Raw genomic sequence first — 19,071 nt, 5'->3', positions numbered from 1 at the left:
GGGCCGCCGAAGGAACCGGGAACTGCCGAGCAATGTCGGTTGGCGCGTCGTCATGCGGAGGTTCGTCTGATACGGATTCCGATTGAATCTGGTCGTTTCAGATTCAATCCGACTTGCAAAGCTGCGCAGCAGAGCGGATGCGAGTAGGAAAAAATACGGGTTACGCGATATGGATGCACAGGCGGCGCTTTCCCGACTGTGCAGGAATTAAGCGGAATCCGTATCACTCCAGCATCTTCCCCCACGCCTCCTGGTCCTCGCCCACGCTCAGCACCTTGCCGCCGCGCACCAGCGGCAGCCGCAGCAGACCGGGGTCGTCGAGCATCTTGGCGACGACACTGTCCTCCGTCGTCCTGAGGTAAGCGAGGTTGGCGCGTTCATACGCCTTGCCCTCCGTGTCGAGCAGCGCGTTGACGCCGAACTTCTGCACGAAGCGGGTCAGCTCGCCCTTGCTCATCGGCTTGGCGGACACGTCCACGAAATGCACCTTGACGCCGCGTTCCTTGAAAAACCGCTCGGCGGCGCGGGTGGCGCTCGATTTCTTGGTGCCGAAGATCTGAATCTGGGGGCCGCTCATGGGTGCATGTTGGCAAAAAAAAGCCCCCGCTGTGGGGGCCTTCTACGCGGGGGAGGTTCAGATGGGGGCCTGCACGCCATGCCCGCGCCGGACGTTCAGAATCAGGCTCCAGACCAGCCCGCCCAGCACCTTTGCCAGAAACTGCAGGCCGATGATGGCGAGCGGAAACCCGCCGAACGCCACCACCGGAAAAATCACGCTGTCCACCGCCGCGCCGAGCAGGTTGGAGGTGTTGGAGCGTTCGAGGTAGGGCCGGTGACGCCGGGCGTGGTAGAGCAGCGCGTAGGCGCTTTCGCTGAGGGCAAAGGCCAGCACGCTCGCCAGCGCCACCCGGCCCGCTCCGGCGTTGAGCGCGTAAGAAAGGACGCCCCCGGCGAGAATCAGCAGGCCCATGTTCTGCGCGACCTTGCCGCCCCACAGGTCATGCAGGCGGTCACGCAACGCCAGATTCAGGCCGATGAAGGCAAAAGCGACGTAGGGCGCGGCGCTCGCCCCGAAGTGCGCGATGGTGAGGTTGGCCCCCACGACAGCGGCGAGGTAGACGCCGACCAGCACCGGCATCATGGCTGCCCGGCCTGCTGGTCTTCGGCGACGTAGCGCACGGTGCAGACCGTGTTCAGCCCGCCGCGCATGCCGTAGTCGCAGCGGATTTCCAGCCTCAGCGGGTCGAGCAACCCAACGAGGTCCGAGAGCAGGCGGCGGGTGGCGTGCTCGTGGTAGATGCCGACGAAGCGGTAGCTGGTCAGGTAGTACTTCAGGCTCTTGAGTTCCACGCACTTTTCGCGCGGCTGGTAGCGGATTTCCAGCCGTCCGAAGTCGGGCAGGCCGCTCCAGGGACACACCGGGCTGAACTCGTCGGTCACGATTTCGATGTCCATCGGGCTGCCGACGTAGGGCGCGGCGTCGTCCTCGCGCACGTAGGGAAAGGTGTCCAGCACCGCTACGTCGATGGCGTCGAGGCCCTGCACGTCGTAGCGGCGGTCAAAGCCTGCCTGGTTGGGGGGTGGGGTGGTCATAGATGTTCCTCCTCGGCTTCCCGGCGCTCGGCCAGGGCCAGACCAGCAAAACAGGCCAGTCCACGAAAAGCCTATCCGAAACCACCCTGCAGCCCAGCCCACCGACTCCTTCCCCTTTAAGCCTTAAGCCATTTCACCGATGCCGCGGCCCCGACCCCCGCGCTAAGGTCGGCGCACGATGAAGACCTTTATCTGAATGCACACGTTCTGTCCGGGGCGAAACGCTACTCTGAGTGCGATGCCTGAACGTGTCTTTTGGCCGTCCCCACGATGTCTTTGGGCTGCATCTGCCCTGAGCGCACCCGGCCACAGGCAGCCCCACCGGCACAGGCAGCACCGTCAACCCAGCCGCTGACCCCGCGCGTCGAGTCGAGCCACGCTCCTCCGCCCACAACGCTTTTTGATTTCCTGGCCTCTCCCTTTCAGAAGGAAGTGAATCGACATAGATAAAGTGCATGGCAACCTGTCGGGCCTGCGCCCGGCCCAGAAAAAGGCCCTCGAAAACCTCTACCGCCGCCGCATCGAGCCGGGGCGCGTCGGCTCGCCCGAACTGGCCCGCAACCTCGCCGAACTGTCGCATGACGTGCGGCGCGAAGTCGGGGTGCTGATCGACCGCCGGGGCCGCGTGATTTCGGTCAGCGTGGCCGACGCCAAGGCCACCGAGTTTCCCGACCTGCGACTGGGCGAGCACCGTCTGTCGGGCTTTCACCTGCTCCACGCCCACCCACGCGGCGGGGCGCTGAGCAAGGGCGACCTGTCCACGCTGTTTCTCAGGCGGCTGGACGCGGTGTCGGCCATCGAAGTCGGGCAGGATGGTCGCCCCGGTCTGGTTCACACCGCGCACCTGACCCCCCCCGGCACGGTGGGCGAGGAAGAAGACTGGCGCATCCTGCCGCCGGTGCAGCCCTTCGAAATCGACGAGTTCGACCTCGGCGCACAGGTGTCGGCGCTGGAAGAAGAAATTGCCCGCGCCGCCCGCACCCGCGAGGCGAAAAAGGACCACGAACGGGCCATTCTGGTGCAGATCGACCAGGGTGAATTCGACGCCGAGGAACGGCTCGACGAACTGGGCGAACTTGCCCGCACCGCTGGCGCGGAAGTCGTCTACAAGGAACTGATTTACCGCCGCAACCTCAAGCCCGGCACCCTGGTCGGGGCGGGCAAGCTCGAAGAACTGACCTCCAAGGCGTACCACCTCGACGCCGACCTCCTCATTTTCGGCCAGGAACTCGGCCCGGCCCAGGCCCGCGAAATCGAGGCCGCGACGGGCCTGAAGGTGATTGACCGCACCCAGCTGATTCTGGACATCTTCGCGCTGCACGCGCAGGGCGTCGAGTCGCGGCTGCAAGTCGAACTCGCGCAGCTGCGTTACATGAAACCCCGACTGCTGGGGGCCGGGGCGCAACTGTCGCGCATCGGCGGCAGCGGGGGCAGCGCGGCAGGGGGCGCCATCGGCACGCGCGGCCCCGGTGAAACCAAGCTGGAGCTGGACCGCCGCCGCATCAACGACCGCCTCAGCTTTCTGGAAAAGCAGCTCGAAGGTGTATCGGCCCGCCGCGAGGAACGGCGCAAGAGCCGCGAGCGCAACGACGTGCCGGTGGTCAGCATCGTGGGCTACACCAACGCGGGCAAGTCCACCCTGCTCAACTCGTTTACCCACGCCGCCGAGGAACCCCGGCGCGTGCTGGCCGAAAACAAGCTGTTCGCCACGCTGCGCCCCACCAGCCGCCAGGGGTACATCGAGGGCATCGGGCAAGTGATTTTTACCGACACCGTGGGCTTTATTCGTGACCTGCCCAAAGACCTGACGCGGGCCTTCCGCTCCACGCTGGAAGAAATCGGGGACGCTGACGTGCTGCTGCATGTGGTGGACGCCGCTTCGCCGGGGGCCGATCAGCGCCAGGGCGCCGTGAACCGCATTCTGGACGACCTCGGCTTTGCCGACATGCCCACCGTCGTCGCGCTGAACAAGGCCGACGCCGCCGACCCGGACACGCTGGGGCGCGAGCAGGAGCGCACGGGGGGCGTGCCTGTCAGCGCCCTGAAAAACGTCGGTCTGACCGAACTGAAAGAGGCACTGGGCGACGCTGTGGCGAGCGTGCAGCGGGCTGAACTCGCCCGGCAGGAGCAGGCGCGGGCGGCGCGGCTGTCTCTCGGCTGAACTGACGGACTGTTGCGCCTGCGCGGTCGTTTTCCCCCATCTTGCCCCCGGATGGGGGCTTGTTGTTGCGGCGCCGGTCCCCAGACCTCTCCAAGCTGGCGGCCCGCCGGATGTAAGTCCCCTGATAGTGGTTTGCCCTGAGAATCTGAAGCGGCGGCACTGCCTTGACCCCTGCCCTGCAGTGCCGGGGCGGGCAGGGTCCTTTACGGACGGAGGTCGGCTTCCGCACCGCGCCACAGTTTCTCTATCCACTTGTGCCAAAGGCGGGACATTATGAACAGTCTTTTGAAAATAAAGCAACACTGCCGCTGGGCTCTGGCTGCCGCGCTGGGTCTGTGGAGCAGCGCCGGCGCGGCGGGCCTCGATCTCCAGTTCATTGGCGGCACGAACCCCAGCACCGGGGCAGCGTGCAGCCTGACTCTCGACAGCCGCTGCCGGTTCAACAATGTGGTTGTCGGTGCGGACGGCACGTCTTACCAGCGAGACATCATCGTGACGGTCACGAAGCTGACGAATGCCACGCTCACGACGGCGTTCGACAATGCCTCGCCGCCGCTCCAGGGAACACAGACCCCCAGGGCGACGGCCAGCCAGTTTTTCTCTCCCACGGTGCAGCCGCCTCAGAACGTTGCGAACACCATCGGCTGGGCCGAATTCACCTTCGACGTGGTGCCGTCCGGGGGAGCCGTGCCGACCGTGGGCGGCGGTACGGCGGCCCTGCCAGGAACGTTCTGGGTCAGCAGCTTCGACACCGACGGGGACAGCAGCGCTCTGAGAGAATTTGTGGAGTACCTCAGCCCTAACGCCACGGGTCTGTCACCGAACACCACGCTGACGGCAAGCACGGCTGTGAACGGAGGCACCCAGTTTCAGGGCAACGTGGCCGGCCAGACCAGCATCAGCACCGACGACCCCTACAAGTCGACGGCGCTCTACGACAGCCCGCGCACCTTCAGGCTGGTCTACGGTGCGCGCATCGGGGGCACCGCGTCGAGCACGGGCGGGCGCCTGACCGCGTTCGATTTCTTCCGGCCGGACGGTGTGATCACGCGGAGCATCGTAGAGGGGTACAAGTCCGTGCAGTTGACCACCGATGCCGACGCAAGCGGCTCGGTCAGCCCGGGTGATACGGTGACGTACTCGGTCGTGTACGCGAACACCGGCAATGCGGCAGCAAGCAACTTCCAGATCACCGATACCCTCCCGAGCGGCCTCGCCCTCACAGCGACCGGAGCTCAGAATGTCTATGTCAACGGCACCCTGACGAGCAGTGCCCGCAACACGGGCTACACCGGGACCGCGGCCAACAACGCCCTGCTCGCTGCCGGGCAGACCCTCGTGGCGGACGGAACCATCCGGGTGGACATCCCTGCCAGGGTGACCCAGGCCACCGCCGGAAGCCTCAGCAACCAGGCGAGCGCCTCGACCACCAGTTCGGGCACGCTGGTGGCCCAGACCGAAGCGGTAGACAGCGCGAGCACCTTTCCGCCGACCGTGACGGGTGCGGCCGGCTGGCGGGCCATTCCCAGCGCCAGTGTGGCCCAGACCGCCCTGACCGGCGCCCAGGACCCGACGGTGCTGAACGTGGTGCTTCCCCCGCCTGTCCGCCTCTCCATCACCAAGACGGACAACGGAGCGACCTTCTATACCGGGAGCACCGCGACGTATACCGTGACCGTGACCAACACGGCGGCGGGGTCAACCTCCAGTGGGGCCATCAATGTCCGCGACGCGCTGCCCAGTGGCCTGACCTTCAACAGTGTGGCCGTGTCGGGCGGGGTCGGCGGCACCATTTCCAACGCTTCGGCGGCGAACACCGGCGGCACGGTGGGCTGGGACTTCACGCCCAGCTCGGCCATGACTCAGGGCCAGAGCGCCACTTTCATCCTCACGGTCAACGTGGGGGCCGCCACGCCCACCGGTACGAACAGCATCACCAACTACGCCTCGGTGGGGGGGGGCGGCGGCAGCGCGGCTCCCACGCCGAGCAGCACGTGCACCACGCAGTGCGGCAGCGACTCCACCACGGTGGCGTCAGCTCCCACCGGTACCAATCCACCAGCCAGGAACCAGACCACCTTTCCAGCAGTATGCGACGTGGTGGACTGGTCCAAATCGGGCATCACCGGAACAGCGGTGGGGCAGAGCGGCACTAAGACCTTCAACTCCGGCAAAGGCCTGGGCCTGGCGGTGGGCCTGAGCCCGGCGACCAGATCGGGCAACGGCATTGTGGGGCTGAACACCAGCTTTACCAACTACGGCTCTTGGTATGCGGTGCGGGCGGTGAGCACCAGCATGTCCCCGAGCAACACCTCGCCCAACTACGGCGGGGCGTTTGTGACCCGTGCAGGGGGCGACAGCCTGCTCAATACCATCACGGTCACCTTCCCGCATCCGGTCATCAACGTGCGTTTCGGAATAACCGACCTTGACGCGGTGGGCGGAAGCAGCAACAGCGACCAGGGCGACTGGATTCGCGTGACGGCGGGGTACGGCGGCAGCACCTTCAACCCCGACACCCTGATTGCCCACGGCCATGCCCTGGTGGTCAGGGGCTACACCACCAGCGGTACGGGGATTCCCGGCACGGCGGCTTCCGGCGCCAGCATGACCGTGGCGGTGCCGGGACGCGGCAACAGCTCGATGGGTGCGGGCAGCACCTCCAACGTGTACAACACGCTGATGGGTACGGACACGGGTTACGGCACCCAGGTAACCGACCCGGACGCAGGGGGAGCTGCCGTCAACCGCCAGGGCCAGGGCGTGGCCTACTTCAAGGGACCACTGACCACCCTGACCATCGTGACCGGGTCCAAGAAGACGGGCAGCGGCAACGCCATCGCCTTCGGCAACATCGACTTCTGCTCGCCCAGCATGGCGGTCAGCAAGGCGGTGGGCACGCCCAGCCTGCAAAACGGCGACGGGTCGTACAACATTCCCTACACCCTCACCTACCAGAACACCAGCTACAACCAGGGCCTGTTTCCCGACGCGACGGTGCGGGACAATCCCTTCCAGCCGTCGTTCGCCACGCCCAGCGGCCTGGACCCCTGGGCCGACCTCAAGCCGCAACTCTCGGACAACGTGGTTCCGCAGCTGCTGGCCAACAGCAACATTCAGAGCGCAACGGTCACCGGCTCGCCCAGGGTGACTTTCGCCAATGCGGTGGGCACGCGCAACCTCGACAGCACCGACGTCAACCCGTCGTTCGACGGCACGGCGGGCAACCCTACCCTGATGACGAGCGGCACCGACGCCAGGGTGTCGGCGGGCGGGGCCTTCGACGCCAAATTCACGGTGAACGCGGTTATCAAGGCCGGGGTGACGGCGCAGCAGACGGTGAGCAACAGGGCCAGCGCGAGCGGCAGCCTCAACACCGCCTCGGCGACCCTGAGCGCCAGCAGCGCCACCGTGTCGGCCACCCTGACCCCGGCGGTCAAACTGACGCTGAGCAAGACGGTGGACCAGAGTTACGTCAAGTACCTGGGCGACCCGGTGACCCCCAACTTCGCCGAGCTGAACTACACCCTCAGGGTGACCAATCCCGACACGGCGACGGCGGCCAGCGGCGTGGTCATCACCGACACCCTGCCCGCGCAGGTGAGCTATGTCAGCAGCTCCCCGGCGGCCAGCGTTTCGGGCCAGACCCTGACCTGGAACGTGGGCACGGTGGCGGCGGGCGGCAGCACGACCGTGACGGTCAAGGTCAAGGTGCCGCTGGCAAGCGCGGTGGAAGCCAGCCAGCCCCAGGCCACCTGGACGAACACGGCGTCGGTGTCGGGGTCGAACACCACCTCGGCGAGTGCCAGCGCCAGCACCGACACGGTGTACACCAGGCTGTTCAAGCAGGTCCATAACCTCGGCACCAACCCGCCAGCCGAGGTGCCGCAGCTTGCCCCGGCCTGGAGCAGCAGCGGGCAGGGTCTGCCGGGTGACGTGCTCGAGTACTGCATCGACTTCCGTAATTACGGCTCGACCACCCTGGCGAATTACGTCGTTTCGGACACTGTGCCGACCAATACGACCGTCGTCGCCAACAGCTGGGTGCTTAACAGCGACGTGATGAGCAGCGGCGTCCGCACGCCTTACAGCGGCGGCTCGGTCGGCTACTCGGGCGGCACGGTGCGTGGCACGGTCGGCTCGTTGGCCCCCGGCGGCAAAGGCAGCATGTGCTTCCGGGTGCGAATCAACTGAGACCACTTCGGAGTCCAGGAAAGCAGCCAGGTCGAGAGGGGCAGCGGGAAACCGCCCCCCTCTTTTTCGTCGGGCGCCGTACCCTGTTCCCCATGTTCGACTCGCACACCCATCTCGACTATCTCGACGACCCGGCCTCGGCACGCGGCGAACTGGGCCTGAGCGGCATGGTCTGCATCGGGGCCAGCCCGGAACATGCCCGCAACGCTGTGGCCCTGGCCGAACGGTTTGACGACGTGTGGGCCACCGCCGGGCTGCATCCCACCGACGCCGCGCAGGACTCGCCCGAGGCGCGGGCGGCCATCGAGAGCCTGCTGGACCACCCCCGTGTGGTCGGCATCGGGGAAAGCGGCCTGGACGACTACTGGGACGAGACGCAGCGTCCGGCGCAGCAGGCGGCCTTCGAGTGGCAACTGGGCCTCGCCCGGCGCACGGGCAAGCCGCTGGTCATTCATACCCGCGACAAGCCGGGGCAGGACTCGGCCCACCGCGGCGTGATAGACACCCTGCGCGACTGGCCCGACGTGCAGGTCATCCTCCACTGCTTCAGCGGGCACGCGGGGCTGCTCGCTTATGGCCTGGAACGCGGTGCCTACTTCGGCTTTGCGGGCAACGTGACCTACAAGAACGCCCGCGAGGTGCAGGACGCGGCCCGGCAGGTGCCTCTGGACCGCCTGCTGGTCGAAACCGACGCGCCCTTTCTGGCCCCGGTGCCCAAGCGCGGCAAACCCAACCGGCCCGGCTACGTGCGGCACACGCTGGACTTCGTGGCGGGGCTGCGTGGTCTGGACGTCGCAGAACTGGAACGCGTCACCGACGAGAACACGCGGCGGGTCTACGGCATTTGAAAGGGCCAGGATTTGCAAGGGATTTGCGCGGAGTTGCTATACTGCTCCGCGCGAGCGCACTCGTAGCTCAGATGGATAGAGCGGCCCCCTCCTAAGGGGCAGGCCACTGGTTCGACTCCAGTCGAGTGCACCACCGGACAAAGGCCCCGCAGTCAGCGGGGTTTTTTATGTTCTGCCGAGCGGGAAAACAGGCCCGCTACATCGTCTCTGCCGGCATCTCGCCCACAATCCGCACCGTTTCCACACTCACCGTCGTCACGCGGGCCAGCAGGTCTATCACCCGTTCCTTGTGGTCGGCAAAGCGGTAGGTGTTGAACTTCTCGCGGATGGTCGCATCCTTGGGGGTCGTTTCCTTGTGGCGCTCCAGCACCCATTCCAGCGCCGAGCGGTTGCCCAGTTTGTAGGCCCAGGCCGCCGCTGGAATCCCCGCAAGCGTCGTCAGTCCGTCGAGTTCCACCGCTCCCGTCGGCTGCTTGGCCGCGTCACGCTGCACCTTCAGCCGCGCCTTTTTCGCCAGCGCCAACGCTTCGGGCGTGTCGTTTTTGGGCGGCTCGTCGGTGCGTTTCAGGGGGTAAGGCGCCACCGACTCGAACCCGATGTGCAGTGCCATGAGTTCGCGGCCCCACGCCGCCCAGCTCCCGAACTCCGGGTAAAAGGGAATGCGCGGAAACTCCTGGCGCAGGTTCAGCGCGTACTTTTCGCGGTAGGCCGGGTGGTGCAGCACCGCGTAGACGTAGTGGAAAATGTCCTCGCGTGAAATAGATGTGTCGGCGTAATGGGTTTGGAAGGCTTTAAGTGCATAGTCGGTGATGTTGTTAAGACGTTCGCCGTTCATTGTATAACGGTAGAAGGGGAGGCATTGGGTTTTTTCCAGAAGGTCAAGTGACGGCAGAATGTCAGTGGCTAGAACTTGGAAAGGTTTTGCAGCGGGCGAACCAGACAAAGCAATCACCACATTTTCGCCTACACCCTTTGGGAAAACTGATGGCATCTGATACTGCATTTCGTTCAAATTCTTTGAGAAGTACATTTTGAGCACATCAAAAGGTCTATAGAGTGATGGAACTATGGAATTTTTTTCCAGGGAATAAGACTTTCTGCTCTGGGCATCTGCAATGGTTGCCCGCGTCATTTTGATATCTCCTTCCCAGTTCCTTGACATTAGGTCGCCGAGTGGAAGTTTGATTATCTCGTTGTATCGCCCGATAAAATATCTGACCTTATCTGCTAATTCATCTTCTGCACGACTGTAAACCCATTCATCCCGATTCGTAACGACGCCGAGCGAGTAAAGTTTGAATATCGCCCGCTCTTGGCCCAAGCTTTTTGCTTGTTTGGTGTCCTTATCCGCCACGGGCAGGAACTCGTTCCAATCATTTTCTTCGTCAACCTGGCCCAACCAGTTGTGTTTGGCGTCGGGGCGAATGTGGTCAAATTCAATGTCTTCAAACTTGGTGGTCTTCAGCCATTCCAGCTTTTCGCGGGCCCGCCAGAAATCGGGGACGGCGTGATACCAGATTTTGGTGTCTTTGGACTTGCGCTTGCCAGCGGTAGAACGCACCAAGAAATATACTGCCACGCCGACTTTGATTTGGTCGTTGAAAACGTTGCCGCCTTCCCGCTTGCGCCGCTCGCCGCTGGTATTGGCGTTGCCCTTCATGTCCAGAATGTAGATATGGTCAAAGTCCTTGACGACCTCTTTTCTGAACCCGTCAAAAGTGCGGCTGTCAATAAAGGAGCTGTTAGAGACAAAGGCGACGATGCCATCTTCCTTGAGCCGGTCGGTGGCCCAGCGCAGAAAGCGGGAGTACATGTCGTACAGCTTGGTTTTCTGAGCGGTACTGGCGGCGACGTAGGTGGCCTTGATCCGGCGGTCGATTTCCTTGTACTCGCGGTTTTTGTTGTTGTCGTTTTCGTTGGCCTGGTTGGCGCGGTAGGGCGGGTTCTCAGTAGGTGACAACTTCGTCTCCAGCCGCGCCTGGCGGGCAGAAAGGACGGGTGAGCAGTTCCAGGAAAGCCCTGCATCGTTCGGGTTTCCAACGCAGGGCATCCACGAGATGCTGAGCACCGTGACGCACCAGGCTGACCGCTCTGCGACCATGTTTCAGGACGGGAATGGGATGGGTCTGGCCGAGCCAGACCCCCAGCTGCAAACAGAACATCCAGGCCAGCGTCACCAGACCAAAGAGCCGTTGTAGACGGCTTTTTTCTGTAATCCCCGTTCGCTCCAGGTCGAAGCCTCGCGTTTTGAAGCTGCTGAAGGTGCACTCAATTGACCAGCGCTGCTTGTAAAGCTTCCAGGTCTTCCGAGCATTGAAATCGGTAGCGATGATGATGAGGTCACCCACAGGTGACCTCGTCGCCACCACCCGCATCAACTCCCCGAACACAAACACCTTTTCGCTGATCTCGTGAAAATGACCGTGCTGGACATGCTCAAACCACTCTTTCCCGCTCATATCGTCCAGCATGTCGCTGTGCCGAATGCGGATGGCCCGCTTGATGCCCTGACGACGGAGAAAACGGAACCATTCCGCACCGATGAACTCACGATCAGCCACTAGGCCCAGCCAGCGTTTCGCTGGCAAGGCCCGAAGCAGCTTCAACACCAGCCACATCCGGGCGTACGTGTGACTGTTCCCGGACTCGTCGAGGGGCACCCAGATCAGGGGCAGGGTGAAGCCGTGGACCACGGCTCCAAGCACCAGAAAGTTGATGGGCGTCTCCCCGTGTTCCCAGTTGGTGCGGTCCAGACTCAGCAAAACCTTTCCTGGTGGCAGGTGGGCGACGAGCAGGGCGATGAAAAAGCCCATGTCCAGCTGCTCATCCCGGAAGGTCCGGTCTGCTCGTCTCTTCTTGCCCTGCGGGGTACTCATCCCTGGCATATGGGCACTCAGATCGTGATGATTGACGCTTCTCGCGGCAATCATCGCCAGGAGGACGTCAATGAGCCGCTGGAGCGTGTCGATGCGGAGATGACTGGCGTGCGCTTTGAAGTGCTGTGTGAGTACGGTAGCTTGTTGAGCAGTGGATTCTGTCGATTTCACACTCCCAGGAGACCGCGAACAGTCGGCCCCATCAAGCTTGATGGGGCCGACTGTTGATTTTTCCCGTCTGGGACGACATCGAACTGAAGTTGTCACCTACTGAGGGGCGGGTTGCCGATGATGACGCGCACGGGGCGGGCATTTTGCCGCTTGGCCCGCTCCAAGTTCTCGGCGGTGACGCTGCCGAATAGTCCGCTTTGCTGGCCGTGAACGCCAAAGCCGGTGTTGTCCAGGGTATCCACCAGCACGATGTTCCTGAATTCCTCGTAGCGGCCCATTTTCTGGGCATAGGTGGCCTCGATGTTCAGGTTGGCAATGTAGTAGGGCAACAGCGCCAGCTCGTTGCAGTGCAGTTCTTCGCGGTATTTTTGTTCTAGCTTCGCTTTGGGCAAAAAGTCAATGAGTTCGGTGATAAAGGTGCCCGTACCGGTGGCCGGGTCCAGGATTTCCACGCCCTTGTCGGCCAGTCCCTTCTGGAAATGCTTTTCGAGCAGCGTGTCCGTGGCCTCGATCATGAAGCGCACGATTTCGCCGGGGGTGTAGAAAATGCCCAGCCGCTCGGCCCCGGCGGGGTTGTAGGCGCGGTAAAAGTTTTCGTAGAGGGCCTTGAGAAAGCGCTGTTTTTCGTGGTGGTCGGCAATCTGCGCGGCGGCAGCCTGAATGGCCCCGTAATAGCGCTTGGTGCGCTCGGCAATGTCACGCTTGACCGGCCCCTTGTAAAAGGTTGCCGCGAGCTGTTGCAGTTGCTGGGCGATGTTGTTGTCTTCGTGGTACTGAGCGTTGTCGAAGACGCTGGTAAACAGGTCGCCCGTCAGGATGTGCTGAATCAGCATCTCGCGGGCGTCTCTGGGCGAAAAGTCGGGGTTGATGGCTTCTTTGGCAATCTCGACAAAGTGGTCGCGTTCGCCTCTGTAATCGGCCTTTTGCTCGGCGGCGTCGGCGGCCTCACGCAAAATCTTGAGCAGGTGAGGCATCTCGTCCTTGAAATGGTCCACCGCTTTGCGAAACTCCAGCACCTGCGGCGGCTCGAATTCAAAAAAGAGCTTGAGCAGGCCCGCGAGCGCCCCGGCGTCGCCCATGTCCACCCGCTGCACCTCCTCGCCGTTTTGCATCAGGACGGCCAAGCGCGAGTCTTCGAAAATGATGTTGTCGCGCGGGTAGCCCTTGGCGAGTTTCTTCTGGATTTCGTCGTCCAGGGTATCGGCTTCGTCTTTGCTCTCCCAGTAGCCGCGTGACTGCTGCAAAGAATCCTTGAGCGTGCCGTCGGGCCGGACGTTGTTGCCGGCCACCGCTTTCTGGGTAACTTCGGTAATCAGGCGCAGGCCACTGCCCTCGGCCCAGTCGCTCAGCAGTTGTTGAAAGGCGGCGCGGACACTGCTCTCGTTGCGCGTGCCCCCGTAGGCCACGATGTCTTCCAGCCGTTTCTGAAACTTCTTGACCAGTTGTAGGGACATGGGGCAATACTAACGATTTGCTGATAGATACGCTTATTCTTGACATCATGACGCCTAAAATGCGCCCGGAATGGTACGAGCTTTTGAAAGGGGTTCACTATCTCGGCTACCACACGGAGAGAACGATGTCTTACGCCTACGACAAGGCGCGGGATTTTACGCTGGCAACGACCAATGAAAGCGAAATCAAAGAGATTCGTGACCTCATCAGGCGCGGGGGTATGAAGGGCGTTATTTGGGTCATTGAAGGCCGGGGAAGTGAAGACGGCTCTACCGCCTATTATCTGCGCGAGGTTTTTCACCCCGACCACATTCGTAAGGCTGTGAGGGGTGACACGCCAGGGGCGCGGAAAAAATTTGAGTACATCCTGGAGGGCAAAGGGCAGACCTTTGGGAAAGGAATACGGCTTGACCATCACGTCTGGTTCCCTGACTTCCTTGAGGCGAATGGGAACTTTGGTTTCGGCTTAGATAATCTGCGCGACGACACTGCGAAAGCCAGTTTCCTTGATATGGCCCGGCCATTTTTCATCCTGAAATGACATGGGGCGGCCCCCGCAAGAGCCGCCCCATGCCATCCCCTTTTACTCAAACTGCCCCAGAACCCCCTCCAGCCGCTCCTTCTGCGCCCCGAAGTCCTCCACGCGGCGTTTTTCTTCCTCGATCACCTCGGCGGGGGCGCGGGCCACGAAGCCTTCGTTGCTCAGCTTGCCCTGCGCCTGCTTGATTTGCTTGTCGAGTTCGGCCAGTCGCTTTTGCTGCTTTTTCACCCAGTCGGCGATGTCCACCGTGCCTTCCAGCGGCGCGAGGATGGTCACGCCGGGGGCGACCTGCGAGAGGGTGCGGCCTTCCAGGGCGGGCACGAGGCTCACGCGGGCAATGCTTTCCACCACGCGGGCGTTTTCCGTGACGCTCTGGCTCAGGTCGCCTTCCACCACGACATTCAGGCGGTCCTGCGGCGAGAGGCCCAGTTCGCTCTTGAGGCTGCGGGCGCTGTCTACCGCCGTCCGCAGGGCGTCGAAGGCTTTGGTGGCTTCCGCGTCGTGCAGCGCGCCGTCGGGCTGCGGCCAGGTGTGCACGGCAATCTGGCGGCGGTGCCCCAGCGCCCCGTACAGCTCGGAGGTGATGAACGGCATAAACGGGTGCAGCAGCTTGAGCACGTGCTCCAGCACCACCTTCAGCGTCGCCATGGTGCCGAGGTTGCCTGCCGCGAGTTCGGGCTTGGCGGCCTCGATGTACCAGTCGCAGAACTCGTCCCAGGTGAACGAGTACAGCGTGCGGATGGCGGCCCCGATGTCGAAGGCGCCCAGCTGCGCGGAGGCTTCGGCAGTCACGGCGTTCAGGCGCGAAATAATCCAGCGGTCGGCCAGCGTGAGGTCGTCGCGCTCCTTGAGTTGTGTCAGCACGTCCCGGCTCCGCAGCAGCACGCCCTCGGGCGGCGTCACGGCGGCGCGGACGTAGGCGGAGAGGTCGTCCGTCCCCTCAATCTGCGCCTCGCCCAGCCGCATCAGCGCGAAGCGGGTGGCGTTCCACAGCTTGTTGGCGAAGTTGCGCCCCTGCTCGAAGCGCCGGGCGTCGTGCTTGATGTCCTGCCCGCCCGTCGAGAGGAAGGTGAAGGCGAAGCGGCAGGCGTCCACCCCGTACTGGTCAAACAGTTCCAGCGGGTCGATGCCGTTGCCCTTGCTCTTGGACATCTTCTGGCCCTTGGAATCCAGGTACAGGCCGTGCAGCATCACCGTGCTGAACGGCGCTTGCCCGGTCAGGCCGTAGCCCGCCATCTGCATCCGCGCCACCCAGAAAAACAGGATGTCGTAGCCGGTGACGAGCACCTGGGTCGGGTAGAACTTGCGGAAGTCCTCGCTGTCGGTGTCGGGCCAGCCGAGCGTGGAAAAGGGCCACAGGTTGGAGGAAAACCAGGTGTCGAACACGTCGGGGTCACGGCGCAGGTTCAGGTGCGCGTAACGGGGGTCCTGGTCGCAGTCGAGGTCGGGATTTTCCGGGTCGGGCACGTAGATGTTGCCTTCCTCGTCGTACCACGCGGGAATCTGGTGGCCCCACCACAGCTGCCGGGAAATGTTCCAGTCGCGGATGTTTTCCAGCCAGTCGCGGTTGACCTTGCCGTAGCGCTCGGGGGTGAGTTTGATTTCGCCTTTGTCGAGACCCTCCAACACTTGGTCGGCGAACGGTTTCATCTTCACGAACCACTGCTCGCTGATGATGGGTTCGACGGGCACTTTGGTGCGCTCGGACAGGCCGATGGCGGTGTCGTGGTCTTTTTGCTCCAGCAAGTCGCCGCCCTCTTCCAGCGCTTTGACCACCGCTTTGCGCGCGGCGAAGCGTTCCAGGCCCTGAAACTCGGCGGGCACCAGCTCGTCACGGGTCAGGTTGCCGTTCAGATCGATCACGCTGGGGCGGTCCAGGCCGTGCCGCTCGCCCACCTCGAAGTCGGTGGGGTCGTGCGCGGGGGTGATTTTCAGTGCGCCCACGCCGAAGTCCATCTCCACCGCCTCGTCGGCGATGATGGGCACCCAGCGGTCGGTGAGGGGGATGCGGGCCTTCTTGCCGACCAGATGCTTAAAACGGTCGTCTTCGGGATGCACGGCAATCGCCTGGTCCGCGAAGATGGTTTCCGGGCGCACGGTGGCGATCCGGATTTCGCCGGGCTCGCCGTTGCTTTCACGCTCGGCGGGGTTTTCCAGCTTGTAGGACAGCGTGTACATCTTGCCCTTGCGGACTTCGCGGTCGATTTCCAGTTCGGAAAGGGTGGTCTGCGAGGCGGGGTCCCAGTTGACGATGCGCTCGCCCCGGTAGGCCAGCCCCTCGTGGTAGAGCTTGACGAACTGCGCCCGCACTGCCCTGCTCAGGCCCTCGTCCATGGTGAAGCGCTCGCGGGTCCAGTCGGCGCTCACGCCCAGGCGGGTGAGCTGGTCGAGAATCATGCCGCCGGACTTGCCTTTCCATTCCCAGACTTTGTCCAGAAACGCCTCGCGGCCCAGGTCGTGACGGCTGGTTCCGGCGTCCTTGAGTTGCCTCTCCACGACCACCTGCGTGGAAATCCCCGCGTGGTCCATGCCTGGCAGATACAGCGCCTCGAAGCCCGCCATGCGCTTGTAACGAATCAGGGTGTCAATGAGGGTGTTGTCCAGCGCGTGCCCCAGGTGCAGGTTGCCGGTCACGTTGGGCGGCGGAATCACGATGGTAAAGGGGTCCTTACCGCTGGTCGCATCGGCGCGGAAGGGTTCGTTTCGCCACTTGGCGGCCCATTTCGGCTCGATGCCACTGGGGTCGAACTGGGTGGGGAGGGTGGTGGGCTCCTGGGTAGGGTCGGTCATTTCGTTTGTCTCCTTTGTGGCTTGAGCTTGAGCGGGTTTACCCCTCCGTCCCTGCGGGGCACCTCCCCTAAAAAGGGAGGCTATTTGGCTCCCTTCAAGGGGACTTGCAAAGCTGCGTAGCAGGGCTGTCAGCAAGGCTGACTGAGGGGTAAAACTGCCGAAGCACAGGCAACGCCGCCCCCATCTCCCAGTCCAGCCCAGGCGATTGCAGGTCGGCCCAGCGGAAGGAAAACAGATGCCCGTCGGCGTGGTGCTGCCAGATGTCGGGGAGGTCGGCGGGGGCGCTAAAAGCGTAAGCGTGGGCGATTTGTACGGGGGACTTGAACGCTTCGGGCGGTTCGCCGTGCCAGAGGTAGGAGCAGAGGTAACGTGGCTCGCTCAGACTCAGGCCCGATTCCTCCCACAACTCGCGGATGGCGGCAGCTTCGGGGAGTTCATTCTGCTCTACGCCGCCCCCGACGACCTGCACCCCTGCACCTCCATCTGGAATGTGGTCAAAAACCAGCAACTTACCACCGCGCACGACAAAGCACAGCACTTTTTCGCGCAGCCCATCGGCTTTCGCGGCGGCCCGCGCCTGCTTTTGAGTGTCGTAGAACGTAATCACAGCTTCACCGCCTCTCCTTTGCCTTCTGCCATCAGCCATCGGCCTTCTGCAACAACAAAAACGCCTCGCCCGCACGGATGACTCCGTATGCGGACGAGACGTGAGGCCTTCACTGTCCCGCGTTACCACCGCGCTTCCTGCATGTTCATGCAGGCACTCGCTTTGCGCTATGTCGGGCGCACCCGGACGGGTCTACTCTCGCTGGCGCGATTTCTTCCGTTCTCGCTCACGGGCGACTTTCTCCGGGGCGCATCTGCTCAGGCTTTCAGCCATGACCTGAACTCTCTACTGAGGCGCTTCTCCGGGTACTCCTCCCGGTCACTGCTGCCTGGCAGTGTAGGCCGGGGCGAGGGCGGTTTTCAATCCGCCGTTTCACCTGCTGTGCCGAAACCGAGGGGGGCAGACGTGTGCTGGTGCGTGACCACCCAGCCGCCAGAGAGCCGCGCGAGCACCCAGGTCACGCGCTCCTGCACGGCACGCAGCGGCTGGCCGTCCGTGTTCACGGCCTGAAACTCGATGAAAGCGTGGAGCGTGGCGAGATCGGCGCTTTCGGCGCTGTGCAGCTCCCGGCAGGTGACGACCACCCGCTCGTCGCCCAACGAGCCGAACCACTCGGCTGCCATGTCGCGGAACGCTGCCTGACCGTTCAGGGGCGCGGCACCCCAGGTGTCGAAGGCGTGAGCGTCCGGGGCGTACAGGGCCGTGAAAGCTTCCACGTCCTTCGCATAGACGGCAGCGGCGTAGGCTTCAGGCCATTGGCGGGGGTCGGTCAGGGACATGTCCGATGGTAACGTCAGTAACGTAAACCCTTCAAGAGTTCTGTTGTCTGCAAAACGGGTGTTCAGTTCGGGTCGTGGGAAGCTCCACCTCCGGGCCGCGCGGCGCCAGCGGCCCGGTGGCGGGTTTGTTTTCTGGAAATGCCGCTCAGGGCAGGCCAATCAAGACACTCAGGCGTCGCCGAATTCCAGCAGGCCATTGCCCACCAGGGGCGCGTACAGCTCGGCGGCGGTGCGGGGGGGCAGGCCGGTTTGCTCGACCAGCATCCTCAGCGAGCGGTCCGGGGAAATCAGGCGCAGCGCACGGTACTGGTGCCGGTTGACGGGGTGCTGGTCGGTCCAGCGGGCCGTGAAGCGCAGCGGGCGGGTCCAGTCGGGCAGGGTGCGAATCAGCGGTGCCCAGGCGTCGGCCTCGCCAATCAGCCAGTGCAGCGCGGCGTCCTGCCGCAGGCCCAGGGTGCGTTCCGGCGGGGACAGGCCCGGCTCGAAGGTAAAGGTGCCGCCGTCGAGACTGGCGAGCAGTTGCAGCGCGGCCTCGCCACTCAGGACGCCGCTGCGGGCGTGCAGCAGTTCACCGTGCCCAAACCACAGCTCGCCGCCGCGGGGGTGGTCCACCGTGAGCTGTCCTCCCTTGCCGCTCGCCAGCAGCATTTGCAGCACCGGCAGCAGGGGAAAGACGCTCAGGTCACCACTCATCATGTCAGGTCAGTTTAGCGGGTGCCCCAGCGAATGCGTATCGCCCTGCCGGGGGAAGGTTCCAGTCCATTGGAGAGACCTGGGCGAACAGAAGCACACTCTGGGCCGCCGCCATGCCTTACCCTGACCCCGGTCCTGCGGGACCGAACCTCTTTCGGGGCGGGGCGAAATTCCCCACCGGCGGTGAGTTCTGCTGTGGGCTGGAGCTTTGGCTGTTCTTCGCTCCGCTCAGGTCTGTCAGGGCGGCCTGCCAGACCGCAGCGAACAAGCCCGCGAAGCCCGCGCAAATCGCACCACGCGCCGGCCCGATGCCGTGAGACTCGGCAGCCGACGGTTACAGTCCGGATGAAAGAAGGAGGAGAC

The 19,071-nt window shown here is 63.6% G+C and carries 14 protein-coding genes, 1 tRNA gene and 1 riboswitch; of the genes, 5 read left to right on the top strand and 10 right to left on the bottom strand.

Annotated elements, in window-relative coordinates; all coding sequences use genetic code 11:
- Positions 1–223 precede the first annotated feature (223 nt).
- The 3 genes from G6R31_RS10685 to queF are packed head-to-tail and all read right to left on the bottom strand — an operon-like array spanning position 224 to position 1,593.
- The gene (locus tag G6R31_RS10685; RefSeq protein ID WP_017869726.1) at positions 224–577 is read right to left on the bottom strand and encodes an ArsC/Spx/MgsR family protein; all 354 of its coding nucleotides are present in this window, start codon (positions 575–577) and stop codon (positions 224–226) included.
- Positions 578–634: 57 nt separating this feature from the next.
- Complete coding sequence (locus G6R31_RS10680) at positions 635–1,141, bottom strand: VUT family protein (RefSeq protein WP_017869727.1); 507 nt, start codon at positions 1,139–1,141, stop codon at positions 635–637.
- Positions 1,138–1,593, bottom strand: a complete 456-nt coding sequence (gene queF, locus G6R31_RS10675; RefSeq protein ID WP_017869728.1) for a preQ(1) synthase — start codon at positions 1,591–1,593, stop codon at positions 1,138–1,140. Before queF ends, G6R31_RS10680 begins: the two co-directional genes overlap by 4 nt.
- Positions 1,594–2,044: 451 nt before the next feature.
- On the opposite strand from queF, the gene hflX reads away from it, so the two are divergent.
- The 4 genes from hflX (at position 2,045) to G6R31_RS10655 (ending at position 8,929) form a co-directional block, all read left to right on the top strand.
- Positions 2,045–3,754 (top strand): GTPase HflX, encoded by a 1,710-nt coding sequence (hflX, locus tag G6R31_RS10670; RefSeq protein ID WP_017869729.1) that lies wholly within the window; start codon positions 2,045–2,047, stop codon positions 3,752–3,754.
- Between the two features lie 273 nt (positions 3,755–4,027).
- Positions 4,028–7,948, top strand: coding sequence for a beta strand repeat-containing protein (locus G6R31_RS10665; RefSeq protein WP_020381052.1), 3,921 nt, complete (start codon positions 4,028–4,030; stop codon positions 7,946–7,948).
- Between the two features lie 92 nt (positions 7,949–8,040).
- A complete protein-coding gene (locus G6R31_RS10660; protein ID WP_017869730.1) occupies positions 8,041–8,796 on the top strand; it encodes a TatD family hydrolase in 756 nt (251 codons plus the stop codon).
- Positions 8,797–8,852: 56 nt separating this feature from the next.
- Positions 8,853–8,929: transfer RNA gene (locus tag G6R31_RS10655), tRNA-Arg, on the top strand.
- A gap of 63 nt (positions 8,930–8,992) precedes the next feature.
- Here the strand turns inward: G6R31_RS10655 and G6R31_RS10650 are convergent.
- The 3 genes from G6R31_RS10650 to G6R31_RS10640 form a co-directional block, all read right to left on the bottom strand.
- The gene (locus G6R31_RS10650; RefSeq protein ID WP_164993980.1) at positions 8,993–10,846 is read right to left on the bottom strand and encodes a type ISP restriction/modification enzyme; all 1,854 of its coding nucleotides are present in this window, start codon (positions 10,844–10,846) and stop codon (positions 8,993–8,995) included.
- Positions 10,743–11,726: an IS4 family transposase gene (locus G6R31_RS10645; protein ID WP_164994000.1), complete on the bottom strand. Its 984-nt coding sequence runs from the start codon at positions 11,724–11,726 to the stop codon at positions 10,743–10,745. The genes G6R31_RS10650 and G6R31_RS10645 overlap by 104 nt, the downstream gene beginning before the upstream one ends.
- 209 nt (positions 11,727–11,935) lie before the next feature.
- Positions 11,936–13,297, bottom strand: coding sequence for an N-6 DNA methylase (locus G6R31_RS10640; RefSeq protein ID WP_017871300.1), 1,362 nt, complete (start codon positions 13,295–13,297; stop codon positions 11,936–11,938).
- A gap of 47 nt (positions 13,298–13,344) precedes the next feature.
- Here G6R31_RS10640 and G6R31_RS10635 point away from each other — a divergent pair, with 47 nt between their 5' ends.
- Entirely contained in the window at positions 13,345–13,839 is a 495-nt protein-coding gene (locus tag G6R31_RS10635; protein WP_152423736.1) for a hypothetical protein, read from the top strand.
- A 42-nt stretch (positions 13,840–13,881) separates the two neighbouring features.
- On the opposite strand, the gene G6R31_RS10630 is transcribed toward G6R31_RS10635, so the two are convergent.
- From G6R31_RS10630 to G6R31_RS10615, 4 genes are all read right to left on the bottom strand, one after another.
- Positions 13,882–16,629 carry a valine--tRNA ligase gene (locus G6R31_RS10630; RefSeq protein ID WP_017871302.1) on the bottom strand — a complete coding sequence of 916 codons (2,748 nt, stop codon included), beginning with the start codon at positions 16,627–16,629 and terminating at the stop codon, positions 13,882–13,884.
- A 94-nt stretch (positions 16,630–16,723) separates the two neighbouring features.
- Positions 16,724–17,236 (bottom strand): NUDIX domain-containing protein, encoded by a 513-nt coding sequence (locus tag G6R31_RS10625; RefSeq protein WP_017871303.1) that lies wholly within the window; start codon positions 17,234–17,236, stop codon positions 16,724–16,726.
- 359 nt (positions 17,237–17,595) lie between these two features.
- Positions 17,596–18,015 carry a YybH family protein gene (locus tag G6R31_RS10620; protein WP_017871304.1) on the bottom strand — a complete coding sequence of 140 codons (420 nt, stop codon included), beginning with the start codon at positions 18,013–18,015 and terminating at the stop codon, positions 17,596–17,598.
- 168 nt (positions 18,016–18,183) lie between these two features.
- Entirely contained in the window at positions 18,184–18,711 is a 528-nt protein-coding gene (locus G6R31_RS10615; protein ID WP_017871305.1) for a DUF4388 domain-containing protein, read from the bottom strand.
- 143 nt (positions 18,712–18,854) lie between these two features.
- Positions 18,855–19,069, top strand: a riboswitch (FMN riboswitch).
- Positions 19,070–19,071: the final 2 nt, after the last annotated feature.

It is taken from the genome of Deinococcus wulumuqiensis R12 (assembly GCF_011067105.1).
GTDB lineage: Bacteria > Deinococcota > Deinococci > Deinococcales > Deinococcaceae > Deinococcus > Deinococcus wulumuqiensis.
Note: the sequence above shows the minus strand (reverse complement) of the source record. Positions and strands in the feature narration are given on the sequence as shown.